The 19326-nt window shown below is 65.3% G+C and carries 21 protein-coding genes; 1 reads left to right on the plus strand and 20 read right to left on the minus strand.

The window, feature by feature from the left end:
- Positions 1-11: 11 nt before the first annotated feature.
- From DBY63_RS02085 to flhA, 9 genes are all read right to left on the minus strand, one after another.
- Complete coding sequence (locus tag DBY63_RS02085) at positions 12-752, minus strand: flagellar motor protein (RefSeq protein ID WP_108581215.1); 741 nt, start codon at positions 750-752, stop codon at positions 12-14.
- A 34-nt stretch (positions 753-786) separates the two neighbouring features.
- Complete coding sequence (locus DBY63_RS02090; protein WP_027597966.1) at positions 787-1905, minus strand: chemotaxis response regulator protein-glutamate methylesterase; 1119 nt, start codon at positions 1903-1905, stop codon at positions 787-789.
- An 82-nt stretch (positions 1906-1987) separates the two neighbouring features.
- The gene (locus DBY63_RS02095) at positions 1988-4231 is read right to left on the minus strand and encodes a chemotaxis protein CheA (protein ID WP_027601691.1); all 2244 of its coding nucleotides are present in this window, start codon (positions 4229-4231) and stop codon (positions 1988-1990) included.
- A gap of 26 nt (positions 4232-4257) precedes the next feature.
- Positions 4258-5046 carry a protein phosphatase CheZ gene (locus DBY63_RS02100; RefSeq protein ID WP_007160364.1) on the minus strand — a complete coding sequence of 263 codons (789 nt, stop codon included), beginning with the start codon at positions 5044-5046 and terminating at the stop codon, positions 4258-4260.
- Positions 5047-5065: 19 nt separating this feature from the next.
- Positions 5066-5440: a chemotaxis response regulator CheY gene (locus DBY63_RS02105; RefSeq protein ID WP_169853335.1), complete on the minus strand. Its 375-nt coding sequence runs from the start codon at positions 5438-5440 to the stop codon at positions 5066-5068.
- Positions 5441-5527: 87 nt separating this feature from the next.
- Positions 5528-6268 (minus strand): RNA polymerase sigma factor FliA, encoded by a 741-nt coding sequence (gene fliA, locus DBY63_RS02110; RefSeq protein WP_027597968.1) that lies wholly within the window; start codon positions 6266-6268, stop codon positions 5528-5530.
- Positions 6265-7095, minus strand: a complete 831-nt coding sequence (gene fleN, locus DBY63_RS02115; RefSeq protein ID WP_017642087.1) for a flagellar synthesis regulator FleN — start codon at positions 7093-7095, stop codon at positions 6265-6267. The genes fliA and fleN overlap by 4 nt, the downstream gene beginning before the upstream one ends.
- A 92-nt stretch (positions 7096-7187) precedes the next feature.
- Complete coding sequence (gene flhF / locus DBY63_RS02120) at positions 7188-8516, minus strand: flagellar biosynthesis protein FlhF (protein ID WP_027597969.1); 1329 nt, start codon at positions 8514-8516, stop codon at positions 7188-7190.
- Between the two features lie 10 nt (positions 8517-8526).
- Complete coding sequence (gene flhA / locus DBY63_RS02125; protein WP_256594340.1) at positions 8527-10629, minus strand: flagellar biosynthesis protein FlhA; 2103 nt, start codon at positions 10627-10629, stop codon at positions 8527-8529.
- Positions 10630-10878: 249 nt separating this feature from the next.
- On the opposite strand from flhA, the gene sodC reads away from it, so the two are divergent.
- Positions 10879-11406, plus strand: a complete 528-nt coding sequence (gene sodC, locus DBY63_RS02130; protein ID WP_007160370.1) for a superoxide dismutase family protein — start codon at positions 10879-10881, stop codon at positions 11404-11406.
- On the opposite strand, the gene flhB is transcribed toward sodC, so the two are convergent.
- The 11 genes from flhB to fliJ all read right to left on the minus strand — a co-directional run bounded on the left by flhB (position 11399) and on the right by fliJ (position 19320).
- The gene (gene flhB / locus DBY63_RS02135) at positions 11399-12547 is read right to left on the minus strand and encodes a flagellar biosynthesis protein FlhB (RefSeq protein ID WP_108581159.1); all 1149 of its coding nucleotides are present in this window, start codon (positions 12545-12547) and stop codon (positions 11399-11401) included. The genes sodC and flhB overlap by 8 nt on opposite strands.
- Before the next feature lie 12 nt (positions 12548-12559).
- The gene (gene fliR / locus DBY63_RS02140) at positions 12560-13336 is read right to left on the minus strand and encodes a flagellar biosynthetic protein FliR (protein WP_108581160.1); all 777 of its coding nucleotides are present in this window, start codon (positions 13334-13336) and stop codon (positions 12560-12562) included.
- A gap of 3 nt (positions 13337-13339) precedes the next feature.
- Entirely contained in the window at positions 13340-13609 is a 270-nt protein-coding gene (gene fliQ / locus DBY63_RS02145) for a flagellar biosynthesis protein FliQ (protein ID WP_027597972.1), read from the minus strand.
- Positions 13610-13637: 28 nt separating this feature from the next.
- Positions 13638-14435 (minus strand): flagellar type III secretion system pore protein FliP, encoded by a 798-nt coding sequence (gene fliP / locus DBY63_RS02150; protein ID WP_108581161.1) that lies wholly within the window; start codon positions 14433-14435, stop codon positions 13638-13640.
- Complete coding sequence (gene fliO, locus DBY63_RS02155) at positions 14432-14845, minus strand: flagellar biosynthetic protein FliO (RefSeq protein ID WP_027597974.1); 414 nt, start codon at positions 14843-14845, stop codon at positions 14432-14434. The genes fliP and fliO overlap by 4 nt, the downstream gene beginning before the upstream one ends.
- Before the next feature lie 3 nt (positions 14846-14848).
- Entirely contained in the window at positions 14849-15304 is a 456-nt protein-coding gene (gene fliN, locus DBY63_RS02160) for a flagellar motor switch protein FliN (protein ID WP_007160376.1), read from the minus strand.
- A 56-nt stretch (positions 15305-15360) separates the two neighbouring features.
- Positions 15361-16332: a flagellar motor switch protein FliM gene (gene fliM / locus DBY63_RS02165; protein ID WP_007160377.1), complete on the minus strand. Its 972-nt coding sequence runs from the start codon at positions 16330-16332 to the stop codon at positions 15361-15363.
- An 8-nt stretch (positions 16333-16340) separates the two neighbouring features.
- On the minus strand, positions 16341-16862 hold the full coding sequence (fliL, locus tag DBY63_RS02170; RefSeq protein ID WP_027597975.1) for a flagellar basal body-associated protein FliL: 522 nt from the start codon (positions 16860-16862) through the stop codon (positions 16341-16343).
- Between the two features lie 119 nt (positions 16863-16981).
- Entirely contained in the window at positions 16982-18385 is a 1404-nt protein-coding gene (locus tag DBY63_RS02175; protein WP_108581162.1) for a flagellar hook-length control protein FliK, read from the minus strand.
- A gap of 88 nt (positions 18386-18473) precedes the next feature.
- A complete protein-coding gene (locus tag DBY63_RS02180) occupies positions 18474-18830 on the minus strand; it encodes an Hpt domain-containing protein (RefSeq protein WP_042133002.1) in 357 nt (118 codons plus the stop codon).
- A 46-nt stretch (positions 18831-18876) separates the two neighbouring features.
- Entirely contained in the window at positions 18877-19320 is a 444-nt protein-coding gene (gene fliJ, locus DBY63_RS02185) for a flagellar export protein FliJ (protein ID WP_027597978.1), read from the minus strand.
- Between the last annotated feature and the right edge of the window lie 6 nt (positions 19321-19326).

Here is a 19326-nt window from a genome sequence, read left to right on the forward strand (position 1 = left end):
GCGGCGTCCTCCTAGTCCAGAAAACCTTGCAGCTTCATTTCGATGGAGCGGGGATTTTCGCCCTCGCCGATGGACATCAGCCCTTCCAGCAGCATTTCCCGGTAGCGGGACTGTTGCTGCGCCAGCGCCTTGAGCTTGTTGCCGACGGGCAGCAACAGCAGGTTGGCGAAGCCGACACCATAGATCGTGGCCACGAAGGCCACGGCGATGCCGCTGCCCAGTTGCGAGGGATCGGCAAGATTCTGCATGACGTGGATCAGGCCCATCACCGCGCCGATGATGCCCACCGTGGGCGCATAGCCGCCCATGGCCTCATAGACCTTGGCGGCGGCGATGTCGCGGTCTTCCTGGCCGTAGAGGTCCACCTCGAGGATGCTGCGCAGGGCTTCGGGCTCGGTGCCATCCACCAGCAGCTGCAGGCCCTTGGCGGCATAGGGATCGGCTTCGCGGGCGACCAGGGGCTCGAGCCCCAGAAGACCTTCCTTGCGCGCCACGTTGCTCCAGTTGACCACCTTGCGGATACCGCCGGTGAGGTCCAGCCGCGGCGGCATGAATATCCAGGCCAGCATGGTCAGGGCGCGCCGCAGCACCGGCAGGCGGGTCTGCAGCAGGACGGCACCCAGGGTGCCGCCGACCACGATCAATGCCGCCGGGCCATTGGCCAGGGCGGTAAAGGAGCCGCCCTCCAGCAGGTTGCCGCCCATGATGGCGGTAAAGGCCAGCAGGATGCCGATAAGACTGAGAACATCCACGCTCAATGCCCTTCTGGCCGGAGAACGCCTGCCGTCACGAACAGGCCTCGGTCAGGTGTCTGCCGATGTCGTCCAGGCCATAGATGGCGTCGGCCAGATTGGCCTTGGCGATGGCCATGGGCATGCCGTAGATGACGCAACTGGCTTCGTCCTGGGCCCACACCTGGCTGCCGACCTGCTTGAGCATCCGGGCGCCTTCGCGGCCGTCGGCGCCCATGCCGGTCAGGACCACCGCCAGCACCTTGTCGGCATAGGCCTTGGCCGCGGAGCCAAAGGTCACGTCGACGCAGGGCTTGTAGTTGAGGCGTTCGTCACCGGGCAGGATCTTCACCATGCCGCGGCCATCCACCATCATCTGCTTGCCACCCGGTGCCAGCAGGGCCAGGCCCGGACGCAACTGGTCACCGTCCTCGGCTTCCTTGACGCTGATGCGGCAAAGCTTGTCCAGGCGCTCGGCGAAGGCCTTGGTGAAGGCGGCAGGCATGTGCTGGATCAGCACCAGAGGCGCCGGGAAGTTGGCTGGCAGCTGGGTGAGCACCCGCTGCAGAGCCACCGGCCCGCCAGTGGAAGTGCCGATGGCTACCAGGCGATAGTGCTTGCGCTTGGGCGGCGGCGAAGCCGGGGCGGCGGGTGCATGACCCGCTGCAGCGCCGCTAGGCGCAGCCGGACGCGCTGCCGGGCGAGCCGTGGCCGGCGCCGCAGCGGCGCTTGCGGGCGCTGCCGGCGCGACGCTGGGCGCTACGGCGAAGCGCCGATTGGACCGGGCGATATGATGGATCTTCTCGCACAGCAGCTTCTGCACGCTGGCCGGATTGCGCGAGATGTCCTCGAAATTCTTGGGCAGGTAGTCGACCGCGCCGGCATCCAGGGCGTCCAGGGTGACCCGGGCGCCTTCATGGGTGAGCGAGGAGAACATCAGCACCGGGGTCGGGCACTTCTGCATGATGTGGCGGACCGCGGTGATGCCGTCCATCATCGGCATCTCGTAGTCCATGGTGATGACATCGGGTCGCAGCGCCAGGGCCTGGTCGACCCCTTCGCGCCCGTTGCTGGCCGTGCCCACCACCGAGATGTTGGGATCGGCCGCCAGGATCTCCTTGAGCCGACGCCGGAAGAAGCCGGAATCGTCCACCACCAGTACTTTTACCGGCATACGTTGAAACTCCTAACCTTGGGCGGCGCAGGCCACCCGATGGCGCCGGGCATGGGCCCGACGCCGCTCGTACCCGACCGACTCAGAGCCCGCGACGGGCGTAGCGTTTGAGCATGCTGGGCACATCGAGGATGAGCGCGATGCGGCCGTCGCCGGTGATGGTCGCCCCGGACATGCCGGGCGTTCCCTGCAGCATCTTGCCCAGTGGCTTGATGACCACCTCTTCCTGGCCCACCAGTTGATCGACCACGAAGCCGATGCGCTGGGTGCCCACCGAGAGGATCACCACATGCCCCTCCCCCTGCTCCACATGGGCCGCATTGGGCACCAGCCAGCGCTTGAGGTAGAACAGCGGCAGCGCCTTGTCGCGCACCACCACCACTTCCTGGCCATCCACCACGTTGGTGCGGGACAGGTCGAGGTGGAAGATCTCGTTGACGTTGACCAACGGGAAGGCGAAGGCCTGGTTGCCCAGCATCACCATCAGTGTCGGCATGATCGCCAGGGTCAGGGGGACCTTGATGACGATCTTGGAGCCCTGGCCCTTGGTCGAGAAGACGTTCAGCGTGCCGTTGAGCTGGCTGATCTTGGTCTTGACCACGTCCATGCCCACACCGCGACCGGAGATGTCGGAGATCTCGGCCTTGGTGGAGAAACCCGGGGCGAAGATCAGGTTGAAGCACTCGGTCTCGGTCAGGCGATCGGCCGCGTCGCGGTCGAGCAGACCTTTTTCCACGGCCTTGTTGCGCAGCAGATCCGCGTCCATGCCCTTGCCGTCATCGGAGATCGACAGAAGGATATGGTCGCCTTCCTGCTCGGCGGAGAGCACTACGCGCCCCGCACGGGACTTGCCGTTCTCTTCACGCTCGGCCGGTCCTTCGATGCCGTGGTCGACCGCGTTGCGCACCAGGTGCACCAGCGGATCGGCCAGGGCCTCGACCAGGTTCTTGTCCAGGTCGGTTTCTTCGCCGACCAGTTCCAGGTTGATCTCTTTCTTCAGGCTGCGCGCCAGATCGCGGACCAGGCGCGGGAAGCGACCAAAGACCTTCTTGATCGGCTGCATCCGGGTCTTCATGACCGAGGTCTGCAGATCGGCGGTGACCACGTCGAGGTTGGACACGGCCTTGGCCATGGCTTCGTCGCCGCTGTTCAGGCCCAGGCGTACCAAGCGGTTACGCACCAGCACCAGTTCGCCGACCATGTTCATGATCTCGTCCAGCCGCGCGGTGTCGACCCGCACGGTGGTCTCCGCCTCGCTGGTGGGACGCTCGGCAGGCGCGGCGGCTGCCGGCTTGGGCACCGCGGCCTCGGCCACTGGCGCCGGCTTCGGCGCCGGTGCGGGAGCCGCCGGTTGAGGTGCGGCCACCGGTGCCGGCGCAGCGGCCACCGGAGCGGCTACCGCTTCCGCGGCTGCCGCGGGACCACTGAACTTGCCCTTGCCATGCAATTCGTCGAGCAGGGATTCGAATTCGTCGTCGGTGATCTCGTCACCGCTCGCTGCGGCTGCCGGAGCCGCTGCGGCCGGGGCTGCAGCAACGGGTGCCGCGGCTTCGTTGGCGACGAACTTGCCCTTGCCGTGCAATTCGTCGAGCAGGGCCTCGAATTCATCGTCGGTGATGTCGTCGCCACCGGGCGCGGCCGCGGCAGGGGCCGCAGCGGCAACCGGCGCAGCGGCCGGCGCCTCCTGGAACTTGCCCTTGCCATGCAGCTGGTCGAGCAGGGCTTCGAATTCGTCATCGGTGATGTCGTCGCCACCGGCGGCTGCCGGCGTTTCCGCTGCCGCGCTCGGCTCGCTGCCCAGGGCATCGAGCAGATTCTGGAAATCGGCATCGCTCAATTCCGGCTCGGCCGCCGCAGCGGCGACCGGAGCCGGTTCCGCGACCACTGCCGGAGCAGCAGCCACGGGCGCAACCGGAGCCGGCGCCGGCGCACTGCCGGCGGGCTCGGCCAGGCGGGCCAGGGCCGCCAGCAATTCGGGCGAGGCCGGGGTCGGCTCTTCGCGCTCACGGACCTGACCGAACATCTCGTTGACGGAATCCAGTGCCTGCAGCACCACATCCATCAGTTCGGCATCCACGCGGCGTTCACCCTTGCGCAGGATGTCGAAAACGTTTTCCGCGATATGGCAGCACTCGACCAGGGTATGGAGCTGCAGGAAACCGGCACCGCCCTTTACGGTATGGAAGCCACGGAAAATGGCGTTCAGCAGATCCATGTCATCCGGGCGGCTTTCCAGCTCGACCAATTGTTCGGACAACTGTTCGAGAATCTCGCCGGCCTCTACCAGGAAATCCTGGAGGATCTCTTCATCGGCGTCGAAGCTCATTCCTGCACTCCCCAAGAGGGTCTGGGTCAAAAGCCCAGACTGGATAGAAGATCGTCGACGTCGACCTGAGCGGCCACGACGTCTTCACGCTTATCGGCATGAATCTGCGGACCTTCACCCTTCATCGTCTTTTCTTTTCGATTCTGTTCGATCAGCGCGGTGTGATCGTGACTGAAGCCGGTATAGCGATCGACCTGGCTGGCCATCATCACCAGCTTGACGAGGTCTTTCTCGATCTGCCCGACGAGATTGACTACGCGCTTGATCACCTGACCGGTAAGGTCCTGGTAGTCCTGCGCCAGGAGGATGTCGTTGAGCTTGGCCGACAGTTGCTCGGCGCTGCTCTCGCTGTGACTGAGGAAGGCGTCGACGCGCTTGGCCAGCTCGCGGAATTCGTCCGCGCCCATTTCCCGGCGCATGAACTTCTTCCAGTCGGCATGCACGGCGCGGGCTTCGTCGCCGAAGTTGCCTACCAGCGGGGCGCTCTCCTCCACCAGATCCATGGTCCGGTTGGCGGCGTTCTCGGTCATCTTCACCACGTAGGAGAGACGATCGGTGGCATCGCTGATCTGGGAGACCTCTTCGCCGGCCATGCCGCGCGGATCGATCTCGAAGTTGACGATGGCGTTGTGCAACTCGCGGGTCAGCTTGCCGACTTCCTGGTAGAGACCCCGATCGCGCAACTGGTTGAGTTCATTGATGACGTGCACGGCCTGGGTGAAATCGCCGCTTTCCAGGCATTTCACCAGCTCTTGGGCGTGCTGTTTGAGATTCGACTCGAAGTCGCTGAAGCTGTTGGAGCCAAGCTGATCCATAACGTCCCCGCGGCTTTCTTCAGCCGTTCACCCGCTCGAAGATCTTGTCGATCTTTTCTTTCAGCACCTGGGCGGTGAAAGGCTTGACCACATAGCCGTTCACGCCGGCCTGAGCGGCTTCGATGATCTGCTCGCGCTTGGCTTCGGCGGTCACCATCAGCACTGGCAGAGTCTTCAGGCGCGCATCGGCGCGCACCTGGCGCAGCAGGTCGATGCCGGTCATGCCGGGCATGTTCCAGTCGGTGACGAGAAAATCGAAGTTGCCGCTCTGCAACATCGGCAGCGCGGTGTTGCCGTCGTCTGCTTCGGCGGTATTGGTGAATCCCAGATCGCGCAGCAAATTCTTGATGATGCGTCTCATCGTGGAAAAATCGTCCACGATGAGGATTTTCATGTTCTTGTCCAAGTCGACCTCCGTCCTAATCCGCACACACGCCGCAAGGCGCGTCTAAGCAATCGTAGTAGCCTGAGTACCAGCCGGTTAACGCGAACGCCATTCCGCCAGCCGCGCCCGCAGGCGTGCCGCGCATTGACTGTGAAGTTGGCAGACGCGTGACTCGCTCACGCCCAGCACCTCGCCGATTTCCTTGAGGTTGAGTTCCTCGTCGTAATACAGCGAGAGCACCAGACGTTCACGCTCCGGAAGATTGGCGATGGCGTCGGCCAGGGCCTTGCGGAAGCGCTCGTCCTCCAGACCGCGACCGGGTTCGAGTTCATGCGAACCGCTCTCCTCGAGCCCATGCTCACCACCCTCCATGAGGTCGTCGAAACTGAACAGGCGACTCCCCATGGTGTCGCCAAGGATGCCGTAGTACTCATCCAGACTCAATTTAAGTTCGGCCGCGACTTCGGAATCTTTAGCGTCGCGACCGGTGCGCGCTTCCACCGCGCGAATGGCGTCGGTGACCATGCGCGTGTTGCGGTGCACCGAGCGTGGTGCCCAGTCGCCCTTGCGGACCTCGTCGAGCATGGCGCCGCGGATGCGGATGCCGGCGTAGGTCTCGAAGCTGGCGCCCTTGCCGGCGTCATATTTGCGCGAGGCCTCCAGCAGGCCGATCATGCCGGCCTGCATCAGGTCCTCGACCTGCACGCTGGCCGGCAGTCGCGCCAGGAGGTGGTAGGCGATGCGTTTCACCAACGGCGCATAGCGGTTGATGAGTTGCTCCTGCTGGGTACGTTCCGAGGTTTTGCTGTACATGCGAAGCCCGCTGGATGCTGTCATGCGTGGGTACCGATGGCTGGTTGCACAAGGCGCTCGACAAAGAACTCGAGATGGCCGCGCGGATTGGCGGGCAACGGCCAGCCATCGACTTTCTGAGCTACCGCACGAAAGGCCAGCGAGGCCTTGGCACGCGGAAAGGCTTCGAACACGGGGCGCTGTTTCTGCACGGCTTTGCGCACCGCCTCGTCGAACGGAATGGCGCCCACATACTGCAGGGCGACATCCAGGAATCTGTCGGTCACCTTGGTCAGCTTAGCAAAGAGATTGCGACCTTCCTGGGGCGTCAGCGCCATGTTCGCCAGGACCCGGAAACGGGTGACGCCATGGTCGCGATTGAGCAGCTTGATCAGGGCGTAGGCATCGGTGATGGAGGTGGGCTCGTCGCACACCACCACCAGGACTTCCTGGGCGGCGCGAACGAAGCTGACCACCTGGTCGCCGATGCCGGCCGCGGTATCGACGATGAGCACGTCGAGGTTTTCGCTGATGTCGCTGAAGGCCTGGATCAGACCGGCGTGCTGGGCCGGCGTCAGATTGACCATCGCCTGGGTGCCCGAGGCCGCCGGGACGATGCGGATGCCGCCCGGGCCGTGCAGCAGCACATCGCGCAGCTCGCACTCGCCGGAGATGACGTCGGCCAGGGTGCGCTTGGGCGACAGGCCGAGCAGAACGTCGATGTTGGCAAGGCCCAGGTCGGCGTCGAGCAGCATGACGCGCCGCCCGATATCGGCCAGGGCCAAGGCCAGGTTGACCGACACGTTGGTCTTGCCGACACCGCCTTTACCGCCCGTGACCGCTATGACTTGGACGGGATGCATGCTACCCATTGCCTGATACCTTTGATTGAAATCCGTCACACTTTAGACCAAGTGCATTTGGCGTGCCCAGGCATGCGATGCACCACTACCGTTCGTCTGCGCTAACCGGCGCGGCGGGCATTGCTCTGATACAGGCCGGCAAGCATGCCCGCCATGGTTTCTTCGCTCGGTTCCTCGGGTGCCTGCAGGCTCACCGCGCGGCTCACCAGCTGGTGGCTGCGGGCCGGATGCAGGTCGTCCGGGATGCGCGGGCCGTCGGCGATGTAGGCCACCGGCAGGCGCTGGCTGATGGCCAGACCCAAGGCTTCGCCGAGACTGGCGGCTTCGTCCAGCTTGGTCAGCACGCAGCCGCTCAGGCCGCAGCGCCGATAGCTGTGGTAGGCCGCCTTGAGCACCTGGCTCTGGCTGGTGACACCCAATACCAGATAGTTGCGAATTTTCAGCTGGCGGTTGGCCAGGGCTTCGAGCTGCACCTTGAGCGCCGGATCATTGGCGGGCATGCCCGCGGTGTCGATCAGCACCAGGCGCTTGCGTGCCAGGGGTGCCAGCGCCTGGGCCAGGGACTGGCCCGGGTCGACCAGGGTCACCGGCACGTCGAGGATACGGCCGAGGGTCTTGATCTGCTCCTGGGCACCGATGCGGAAGCTGTCCATGCTGACCAGCGCCAGACTCTGGGGACCGTACTTGAGCACGTAGCTGGCGGCGAGCTTGGCCAGGGTGGTGGTCTTGCCCATGCCGGCCGGACCGACGAAGGCGACGACACCACCCTCCTCCAGAATCTTGGCGTCGGTGGTCTTGGCCAGCTGGGCGAAATTGGCCAGCAGCATGCGCCAGGCATGGCGCGGGTCCTGGATCTTGGCGACGCTGTCGAGCAGGTGGCGGGCCAGATCGGCCGGCAGACCCATGCGCTGCAGACGACGCCAGAGGCCGGCCTGCTGCGGACGGGTGGACTGCACCTGGGTCCAGGCCATGGAGCCGAGCTGGACTTCCAGCAGTTCACGCAGGCCGCTGAGTTCGCTGCGCATGGCTTCCAGGGCGCGGCGGTCTTCCGGCGCGGCGCTGGCGGCAGGGGCGGCGGCGGCCGGCTGGGGCGCACGCGGCGGGGCGATCACCGGCTCGCGACGGCTGTCGGCGGCGCTGATGGCGCCGAGCAGCTGCTTGTCCTTGGGTGCGGCCGAGGGCACGCCCGGCGCGCGGATGCTGAGGTCGGCATGGGCCTGAGCGATCTTCGCATGGGTCTTGCGCAACTCCGCCTGCAGCTCCGCGTTGGGCGCGGCCGGTGCCGGAGCCTGGTAGTCCAGCGCCGCGGTCAGCTCGACACCACCGGCGACCCGGCGGTTGCTGAGGATGGCGGCATCCGGGCCCAGCTCGTCGCGTACCAGCTTCATGGCTTGACGCATATCGGCGGCGAAGAAACGTTTGACTTGCATGATCTAGACCTCAGCCATTCTGGCCAACGGTAGCGACGATGGTGACCTGCTTGTTGTCCGGAATTTCCTGGTAGGCCAGTACACTCATGTTCGGCGCCGCCATCCGCGCGAAGCGGGACATCATCCCGCGGATCGCACCGGCTACCAGCAGCACCACTGGCTTACCCATCATTTCCTGACGCTGCGCTGCCTCGATGAGGGAACGCTGCAGTTTTTCAGCCATGCCAGGCTCGAGGAACATGCCGTCCTCGGCGCCTTGACCGGCCTTCTGCATACTACTTAGCAACATCTGTTCCAACCTTGGCTCAAGGGTGATAACAGGCAGCTCAGGCTCCATTCCAACGATGTTCTGGACGATTGCGCGGGACAAGGCGACCCGTACGGCACCGGCGATGGCGGCGGGATCTTGACTCCGCGGACCGACGTTGGCGATGGCTTCGGCGATGGTACGGATGTCGCGGACCGGGACCTGCTCCTGCAGCAGTTGCTGGAGGATCTTGAGCAGGGTCGACAGGGAGACGATGCCGGGCACCAGCTCCTCGGCCAGCTTGGGCGAACTCTTGGCCAGTACCTGCAGCAGTTGCTGGACCTCCTCGTGGCCGATCAGCTCGTGGGCGTGCTTGAAGAGCACCTGGTTGAGGTGGGTGGCGACCACGGTGCTGGCATCGACCACGGTGTAGCCGAGGGACTGGGCCTGGTCGCGCTGGGTGACGTCGATCCAGACCGCCTCCAGACCGAATGCCGGATCCTTGGCGGCGACGCCGTTGAGGGAGCCATAGACCTGACCGGGGTTGATGGCCAGTTCGCGGTCGGGATAGATCTCGGCCTCGGCCACGCTGACGCCCATAAGAGTCAGACGATAGGCGTTGGGCAGCAGGTCCAGGTTGTCGCGGATGTGTACCGACGGCATGAGGAAACCGAGGTCCTGGGACAGCTTCTTGCGCACGCCCTTGATCCGCGCCAGCAACTGGCCACCCTGGTTGCGATCGACCATGGGGATCAGCCGATAGCCGACTTCCAGACCAACCATGTCCACTGGGGTAACGTCGTCCCAGCCCAGCTCCTTGGCCTCGGCCGGACGCTGTACGGGAGCCAGGTCCTGCTGCTTCTTGGCTTCGACCTCGGCGGTCTGCTTGGCCTGGCGCTGACGCTTGTAGATCAGCCAGGCACCGGCGGCGGCGGCGCCACCCAGGCCGAGGAACGGCAGGTGCGGCATGCCCGGCACCAGGCCCATGGCGATGATGATGAAAGCCGAGACCGCCAGCGCCTTGGGCGAGGCGAACATCTGACGATTGACCTGCTGACCCATGTCTTCGGCGGAGGACACCCGGGTGACCATGATGGCCGCGGCGACTGACAGCAGCAGCGAGGGAACCTGGGCGACCAGGCCGTCACCGATGGTCAGCAGGGCGTAGATGCGCGCCGCTTCGCCGAACGACAGACCGTGCTGGGCCATGCCGATGGCCATGCCGCCGATGAGGTTGATGAAGAGGATCAGCAGACCGGCGACGGCGTCACCACGGACGAACTTGCTGGCACCGTCCATGGAACCGTAGAAGTCGGCTTCCTGGCCCACTTCGGTCCGACGCTTCTTGGCTTCGGCCTGGTCGATGATGCCGGCGTTCAGGTCGGCGTCGATGGCCATCTGCTTGCCGGGCATGGCGTCCAGGGTGAAACGCGCCGACACCTCGGAGATGCGGCCGGCACCCTTGGTCACCACCACGAAGTTGATGATCATGAGGATGGCGAACACCACCGCACCGACCACGTAGTTGCCGCCGACCACCACCTCGCCGAAGGCCTGGATGACCTTGCCCGCGGCGTCGTGACCGTCCTGGCCGTGCAACAGCACCACGCGGCTCGAGGCCACGTTCAGCGCCAGGCGCAGCAGGGTCGACACCAGCAGGATGGTCGGGAAGACCGCGAAATCCAGCGGCCGCAGGGCGTAGACGCTGACCAGCAGGACCACGATTGACAGGGCGATGTTGAAGGTGAACAGCACGTCCAGCAGGAACGGCGGCATCGGCAGGGTCATCATGGCGAGCATCGCCAGGACGGCCAGCGGCACGCCCAGGTTGCCGCGAGCCAGACCGCGCATGTTGCCCATCATCATGGATTTGTCGACTTTCACACCCATTCCTCGCTTGCCGGTGCCGTCGTCACGGAAAGTTGACGCAGCGCACTGTTCGCAGGGGCTTGAGCAAGCTCCGGGCCAACTGCTCAAGACCTTGAATCAGCGGGGTTTTCCCGGAGGTGATACAGGACTGGTTACGGATCGCCGGACTCGTCGGCTGAACCGTGGGCGGAGGCCATGAGTCTGTCTAGGGACCCGCGCTAGCGCGCCTATCCGAGGAACATCACCATGAAGATCTGGACCGCGACCCTGTTGGCCACCTGCCTGGTCGGCACCGCCCAGGCAGCCGAATCCCTGACGATCCCGCTGAACAAGGTCACGACCGACGGTGTGGGCGAAAGTGTCGGCAGCGTGCAGGTGACCCGCTCCAAGTACGGTCTGGTCTTCACGCCGGATCTCAAGGGCCTGGAGCCCGGTATCCATGGCTTCCACGTCCACACCAAGCCCAACTGCGGCGCGGCCGAGGTGAATGGCACCCTGACCGCAGGGGGCGCGGCGGGCGGCCATCTGGATCCGCGCAACACCGGCAAGCACAGCGCGCCCTGGTCGGACGACGGCCACCTGGGCGAATTGCCGGCGCTCTATGTGACCGCCGACGGCCAGGCCACCCAGCCGGTGCTGGCGCCCCGCCTGAAGCGCCTGGAAGAGCTCAAGGGCCATGCGTTGATGGTGCATGCCGGTGGCGACAACTACGCCGACCAGCCCAAGCCGCTGGGTGGTGGCGGCGCACGCGTCGCCTGCGGCGTCATCAAGTAGGCGCCTTCCCCTCCTCATCCCGCCGCAGATCCGGCGGGATGGGCAGATCGGACAGCTTGGGCTTGCGCCCGCGTCCAGCCCGGAATTGCCTGAGCTGATAGACATAGGCCAAGACCTGAGCAACGGCCACATAGAGTCCGGCCGGAATCTCCTGATCCACCTCGGTGGAGAAATACACCGCGCGCGCCAGCCCTGGCGACTCCAGCAGCGAGACCTGGTGTTCCTGGGCGATCTCGCGGATCTTCAGCGCGGTGAAATCGCTGCCCTTGGCCACCAGCACCGGCGCCCCGCCCTTGGCCGCGTCGTACTTGAGCGCCACGGCGAAGTGGGTCGGGTTGGTGATGACCACATCGGCATTGGGCACTTCGGCCATCATCCGACGCTGGGCCATCTGCCGCTGCATCTGGCGGATCTTGCCCTTGACCTCGGGCTTGCCCTCGGCGTCCTTGTATTCGTCCTTGATCTCCTGCTTGGTCATCATCAGCTTCTTGCGATTGCTGAAGATCTGGAAGGGCACGTCCACCGCGGCGATGATCAGCAGCCCCAGGGCCAGCAGCAGGGTGGCATGCCCTACCACCTGCATGCTGTGCAGCAGCGCCTGCTCGGTCGGCAGCTTGGCGATCTGCAGCAGGGCCGTGCGCTCGCCCATCAGCACCAGCACCGACACGCCGAGGATGATGAAGAACTTGCCCAGGGCCTTGAGCAATTCCACCAGGGAATTCTTGGAAAACATCCGGGCGATGCCGGACATGGGATTCATCCGGCTCGGCTTGGGCGCCAGCATCTTGCCGGAAAACAGGAAGCCACCCAGGGCGATGTGGCCAACGATGGCGGCGATCACCACCAAGGCGATCATCGGCAGCATCCCGATCATCGCCGCCTTGCCCGAGGCCAGCAGGAAGGTGCCCATGAAGCGTTCGTCCATGACCTCTTCGCGCCGCAGGGAGAAGTTGCTGCGCATCACCTCGAGCAGCTTGCCGCCCAGGAAGGCGCCGTACATCAGCAGGCCGCCGACCCCCGAGAGCATGACCGCCACCGTGCCGAGTTCGCGTGATCGCGGGAGCTGCCCCTCCTCCCGGGAGTCACGCTTGCGTTTCTCTGTGGGGTCTTCTGTACGGTCTTCGCCATCGGATTCAGCCATGCGGCATATCTCCTAGCGGGCTCGGGCGAGTTCGCGCAGCCATTGCAGCGCCTCGCTGGCGAGACTTTCATAGTGGGAGAGGATGTCGGCGGTGCCGAGCCAGACGATGACCATGCCCAGCACCACGATCAGCGGCATGCCGACGGAAAAGATGTTCAGCTGCGGCGCGGCGCGGGTCATGATGCCAAAGGCGATGTTGACCACCAGCAGCGCGGTGATGGCCGGCAGCACCAGCAGGATGCCGGCGCCCATGACCCAGCCCAGCCGCCCGGCGACCTGCCAGAAGTGCTCGACGCTCAGGGTATCGCCCACCGGCAGGGTAACGAAGCTTTCGGCGAGGATCTCGAACACCACCAGATGGCCGTTCATGGCCAGGAACAGCAGCGTCACCAGCATGGTGAAGAACTGGCCCATGACCGGGGCCGAGGCGCCGTTGACCGGGTCGATCATGGACGCGAAGCTCAGGCCCGCCTGGGTCGAGATGATCTGGCCCGCCACCACGAAGACATGGAAGAACAGCTGCAGGCTGAACCCCATCACCGCGCCGATGAGGATCTGCTCAACGATCAGCGGCAGCGCCTGGGGACTGATGGCATCCACCTGTGGCATCGGCGGCAGGGTCGGCACCAGCACCAGGCTCAGGGCCAGGGCCAAATACATCCGCACCCGCACCGGGACCAGGGTGGTGCCGATGATCGGCATGGTCATCAGCAGCGCGGCGATGCGGAACAGCGGAAACAGGAAGCTGCCGATCCAGCCGCCGATCTGGGCGTCGCTGAGGGCGAGCATGGGCTAGCCAATCAGCCGCGGGATGTTGGCGACCGAGGTCTGGATGAATTCCATCAGTTGCCGGACCATCCAGGGTCCCAGCACGATCAGCGTCAACAGGGTGACGATCAGCCGCGGCAGAAAGCTCAGGGTCTGTTCGTTGATCTGGGTCGCCGCCTGGAAGACCGCCACGATCAGACCGACGATCAGACTCGGCACCACCAGCACCGCCACCAGCAGCGCGGTAAGCCAGAGACCCTGGCGGAACAGATCGACGGCGACTTCAGGGGTCATTTCGCTTCTCCACGCAAAGGGGGCACCGCTAGACGGTGCCGAAGCTGCTGGCCAGGGTACCCATGATCAGCGCCCAGCCATCCACCAGCACGAACAGCATCAGCTTGAACGGCAGGGAGATGATCATCGGCGACAGCATCATCATGCCCATGGCCATCAGCACGCTGGCGATCACCAGGTCGATGACCAGGAAGGGAATGAAGATCATGAAGCCGATCTGGAAGGCGGTCTTGAGTTCGGAGGTGACAAAGGCCGGCACCAGGATCGACAAGGGCGCCTGGTCGGCGCTGGGGATGTCGGTGCGCTTGGACAGCCGCATGAACAGGTCCAGGTCCGATTGCCGGGTCTGCCCCAGCATGAAGTCCTTCATCGGCACCTGCGCCCGGGCGATGGCGTCCTGGGCGCTGAGTTGTTCGTTCAGATAGGGCTGCACGGCGGTGCTGTTGATGCGGTCGAACACCGGCGCCATGATGAACAGCGAGAGAAACAGCGCCATGCCCACCAGCACCTGGTTGGACGGCGTGGTCTGCAGGCCCAGCGCCTGGCGCAGGATGGCGAAGACGATGACGATGCGGGTGAAGCTGGTCATCAGCATGACGAACGCCGGGATGAAGCTCAGCGCCGTCATGATCAGCAGGATCTGCAGGCTGACCGAATACTCCTGCTGCCCCTGGCCGTTGGTGCTCAAGGTGATGGCCGGGATCGACAGCGGATTGGCCTGTCCGGCCTGCTGCGCCAGCGCCAGGGGCGCGAACAGCAGCACGGCCAGGCCCAGCAGCCAGCCCAGGGAGCGCCCGAGGTTGGCCGGGAGACGCGAAGAGATCATGGTTTCGCCTTGGGATCGCGGCTGATGAGTTCCAGCAGGCGCTGGGCGAACTCCGGCGCCGGCGCTTCCGTCTCGCCCGGTCGCACCGGCTCGCGCAGGCTGTGCAGCGGCGTGATCCGTCCGCCGGCGACACCGATCAGCAATTGCTCCTGGCCGACCTGAACCAGCACCAGCCGCTCGCGCGGGCCCAGGTGCTGGGTGGAGATGACCTTGATCACCTGCTGGCCGCGCGGACCCTGCTGCTGCACCCGGCGCACCAGCCAGGCCAGGCCGAGAATCAGCGCGATCACCAACAGCAGACCGAGCAGCAACTGACCGACCTGCGCCCCCACATCCAGCCCCGGCGAGGTGGCTTCGGCGGCACGCGCGGTCAGGGGCAGGAGACCCAGCGGCAGGAGCAGACTCTTCATGGATCACCGCAGCTTCTTGATACGTTCCGTGGGGCTGATGACGTCGGTCAGGCGGATCCCGAACTTCTCGTTCACCACCACCACTTCACCATGGGCGATCAGCGTACCATTCACCAGCACGTCCAGCGGCTCGCCAGCCAGACGGTCGAGCTCGATGACCGAGCCCTGGTTGAGTTGCAGCAGGTTGCGGATGGAGATGTCGGTGTGGCCGACCTCCATGGAGATGGTCACCGGGATGTCCAGGATCACATCCAGGTTGGGCCCTTCCATGCCGCTCACTGCCAACCCCCCACTACTCTGACCAAATTCTTCCACCGGCGCCTTGGGCGGCTTGGGGGCTTCGACCTGGGTACCCTGGGCCATCAGGGCGTCGATGTCGTCCTGACTGGCGTCACCGGCTTCGGCCAGGGCCGCGGCCCACTCGTCCGCCAGGGCTTGTTCTTCGGGGTTGTCTGCCATTGTCTGGGTCTCGTGCTACGCCGGGCCCGGGCCCGGACGGAAAAAACGGTTGTCGCTCAGCGGCCGCGGCTGACCGGTTCGAGAATCTGCAGGGCCAGGTTGCCCTTGCGCGCGCCCATCTTGACCTTGAAGGTGGGCATGCCATTGGCGCGCATGAGCATCTCCTCGGGCATTTCCACCGGAATCACGTCGCCGGGCTGCATGTTGAGAATATCGCGGAGTTTGAGTTGGCGCCGGACAACCGTCGCCTCCAGGGGCACGCGCACATCGAGCAGGTCCTCGCGCAAGGCCTTGACCCAGCGTTCGTCCTGGTCGTCCACGTCCGACTGGAAGCCGGCGTCGAGCATCTCGCGGATCGGCTCGATCATCGAATAGGGCATGGTCACGTGCAATTCGCCGCCGCCGCCATCCAGTTCGATGTTGAAGGTGCTCACCACCACCACTTCGCTGGGGCTGACGATGTTGGCCAGGGCCGGGTTGACCTCGGAGTTCATGTACTCGAACTGGCAGTCGAGCATGGCGCCCCAGGCTTCCTTGAGATCGATGAAGCACTGATCGAGCACCATGCGCACCACGCGCAACTCGGTGGGGGTGAATTCACGACCTTCGATCTTGGCGTGACGCCCATCGCCACCAAAGAAGTTATCCACCAGCTTGAACACCAGGCGGGCGTCGAGGATGAACAGTGCGGTACCGCGCAGGGGCTTCATCTTGACCATGTTGAGGCTGGTGGGCACGTACAGCGAGTGGATGTACTCGCCGAACTTGGTGACCTGCACCCCACCCACGGAAACGTCCGCCGAGCGCCGCAGCAGGTTGAACATGCTGACCCGGGTATAGCGGGCGAAGCGTTCGTTGATCATCTCCAGGGTCGGCATACGTCCGCGGACGATGCGATCCTGGCTGGTGAGGTCATAGCCCTTGATGGTGCCCGGCTCGGCATCGGTCTCGGTCTCGACGATGCCATCGTCGACCCCGTGCAGCAGGGCATCGATTTCGTCCTGAGAGAGCAGATCTTGCACGGCCATGGCGTTACCTATTGCAGGACGAGATTGGTGAACAATACCTGTTCGATGGCAGTCTGGCCGGTCAGTTTCTTCGCCAGTTCCTGAACCTTGCTGGTGGCCTGCTGGCGCAGCATCTCCTTGCCCACCGGCGTCAGCAGGCTATTGAAGTCCTGCCCGGAAAACAGCATCACCAGCTGGTTGCGGACCTGCGGCAGTTGCGCCTTGAGCGCATCCATCTGCGCCTGGTCGCGCCCCATCAGGGTCACCGTGACCTGCATGTAGCGCTGGCGACCGTCGGCGTTGTAGTTGACCACGAAGGCCGGCACCAGCGCCTGGTAGACCGCAGCCAGATGCACCGGTGCCGCCGGAGCGGCCGGCGCGGCGTGCTCGGGCTCGGCGCTTTTCTTGCCGAGCAGGAACCAGGTCGCACCCACCGAGGCGCCGATGACCAGCAGCAGGGCCACGACGATGATGATAATGAGTTTGAGCTTGCCCTTGCCCTTGCCTTCCGCGGCTGCGCCCTCTGCCGCGGGCGCCTGCTTCTTCGCCATAAGTGTTCGACCGAATCCTGTGCGGCTCGTCACCCCTATTGGGTGACGCAGCTAACCTATTGATACGAAGGGGATATAGCAGGTGCGGCCGAGGCTGTCACCTGGGAGGCGTTGGCCTGTCAGGCGTAGTAGTCGACCAGACTGCGCGCGGCGAGGGTCGCCGAGCCGCGGATTTCGGCGACATTCGCCACCGCTTCGTCCGCGCCATCCCCTGCGACACCCCCGTGGCCCCGGCGCGAGCCCTCGTGCTGAGCGCCCTGCTGGGACTGCTGCCAGGCCTGGCCGGACGACTGATCGGAGACGTTGACGTTGGCCAGGTTCATGCCCTGCTGGGCGAAGAGCTCCCGCAGACGCTGGCTGCCGTTGTCCAGCGCCTCGCGCACGTCGGCGTGGGGACTGGCGAAGGTGACCTGGGTCTGGTCCTGGGTCATGTCGATGCGCACCTCCAGTTTGCCCAGTTGCGCCGGCTCCATCTGGATGTCGGCGGTCTTGAGATTCTGGCTGGACATCCACATGACCTTGTCGACCACCGCCTCGCTGAAGTTGCCGGCCTGGGGATTGAGCGGCTGGCCCGGTACGGCAGCGGTAACCGGACGAGCGGTCTGCGCCGGACTGCTAAGCGCCTGCGACAGGGCGGTGAGCTTGTCGGCGAAGGCATCGGTCTTGCTCGGGGCCGCCGCGTCCTGACCATCGCCCTTGTCCAGGGTCGCGGCCAGGGCCGCACTGGCTGCCTGATCCGCCGCCTGGGCGGGCGTGCCATCCGCCGGCAACAGCCCTTGCAGCTGGGTGGCCGCCAGGTTGTTGGCGTTGCTGGTGAGCTTGGCGGCGTCACCCTGGGCCTGGGGCACCTGGCCCAGCAGCTGTGCCAGACCATCGTCGGTCGTCTGCTGCTCGCCGGGCTTGGCCGGGGTGGCCGTGGCGCCCGCGCCGATACCCGGGGTGGTCGTCTGGGCTACGGTTGCCACGGCAGCGCCCAGCAGCGCCGCCGGATCCAGGGCCTGGGCAGTGGCGGTGACTGCGGCGTCCGCGGCCGTCCCGGTGGGCAGCTGAGGCGTTGCCACAGGCGTGGCTACCGGCTGCGGGAACTGGCCGGTCATGCCGAACATGAACAGCGGATCCAGAACCGCGTCCACCGGCGCCTTGGCGTCTTCGCCCTGGGCCACCGGCAAGGTCTTGCCGCTGTCGTCGGCGGTGGTTGCCGACGGCGCGTCGCTCTTGGCGGTGCTGTCGGCCTCGGGCTTGGCGTCCGCTGTGCGGTCGTCATCGCCCGCGCGTTTCACCCGGTCATCCCCATCACGGGCACGCCCGGATTCGCTCTTGCGCGCCTGGCTGGGGGCCTTGCTGTCGCTGGTGTCACGCGGCTTTTCGCTGCGCACCGGCTCACGCGGCTGCTCCTGGGCAAAGACATCGGCGAAGCGCTCCTGCGCGGCCGGGCGATCCTGGGAAGGGGTCTTGGCCGCCGCCCGGCCGGTGCTGGCTGGCGAGGTGGCGGTGTTCAGAAGGAAATCGGGCACGACGGCCATGGAGGACTCCGAAGGACGGGTTTTCGGACGGGTTTTCGGATCACTAGCAAGTTGCGCGCCAGCCCTAAACGCCAGCGCTTTGACGAGGTCAGCCCGCGTAGCGTTGCCGCTCGACCTTGAACAGGATGCGGACGATGGCGAATTCGCGCTCCATGGCGGATACCCCCATGGCCAGCTCGGCGGTGGTCGCCCGACGCCGCGCGCCCTCCTCCACGGCTCGGCACAGCTCCGCCAGCGGTGCGGCCCCCATGTTGCCGGCACTGCCCTTGAAGCTGTGCGCCAGCTGGCGGACCTGTTCGGCATCGCCGCCGATCACGCTGCGCTTGAGTTCGGCGATACGTTCTTCGCAATCCACCAGAAAGGTTTCGATGAGGTCGACGTACTCCTCCTCCATGCAGTCGCGCAGGGCGGCGAGCGTTTCCGGATCGATATGGGAGGAAAACATCGGCATTCTCACTGGCTAAGACAAGGGACGAGGGGCAAGGCCCGGCCTAGATATAGGTCGAGCGCGCCCGCTGGGCGTATTCGTCCATCTGTTTCTGTTCGCGCTTGTCCTCGACCAGGCGCTGCTCCTGGCGATAGCGCTCGACCAGCTTGCGCAGGCCTTCGAGGCGCGCATAGTGCTCCTGCCACTGGGTGCGGGCCTTGGCCACCACATCGCGGTGCCACTGGGCGTTGCGCTCCTGCTGGCCGATAGCCTCTTCCAGCTGGCTGAGAAAGCGCTGATAGCCGATCAGCCACTGGCCGGTGACGCCGCGGCTACCATTGGCCACCAGGCGCTGCTGGTAATCCTCGCGATAGCGCTGCAATTCGCCGAGCTTGAACTCGGCCTGGGCCAGTTGCTGCTGGCACTGCCCCAGGCGCTGGGCCGCGTCACGCTCGTCGCGCTCGCTCATCTCCACCACGGGGCCCAGACGTTCGGCTCTGCCTTTCATGATCTA

The sequence above is a fragment of the Pseudomonas sp. RIT411 genome, assembly GCF_003057735.2.
GTDB lineage: Bacteria > Pseudomonadota > Gammaproteobacteria > Pseudomonadales > Pseudomonadaceae > Chryseomonas > Chryseomonas oryzihabitans.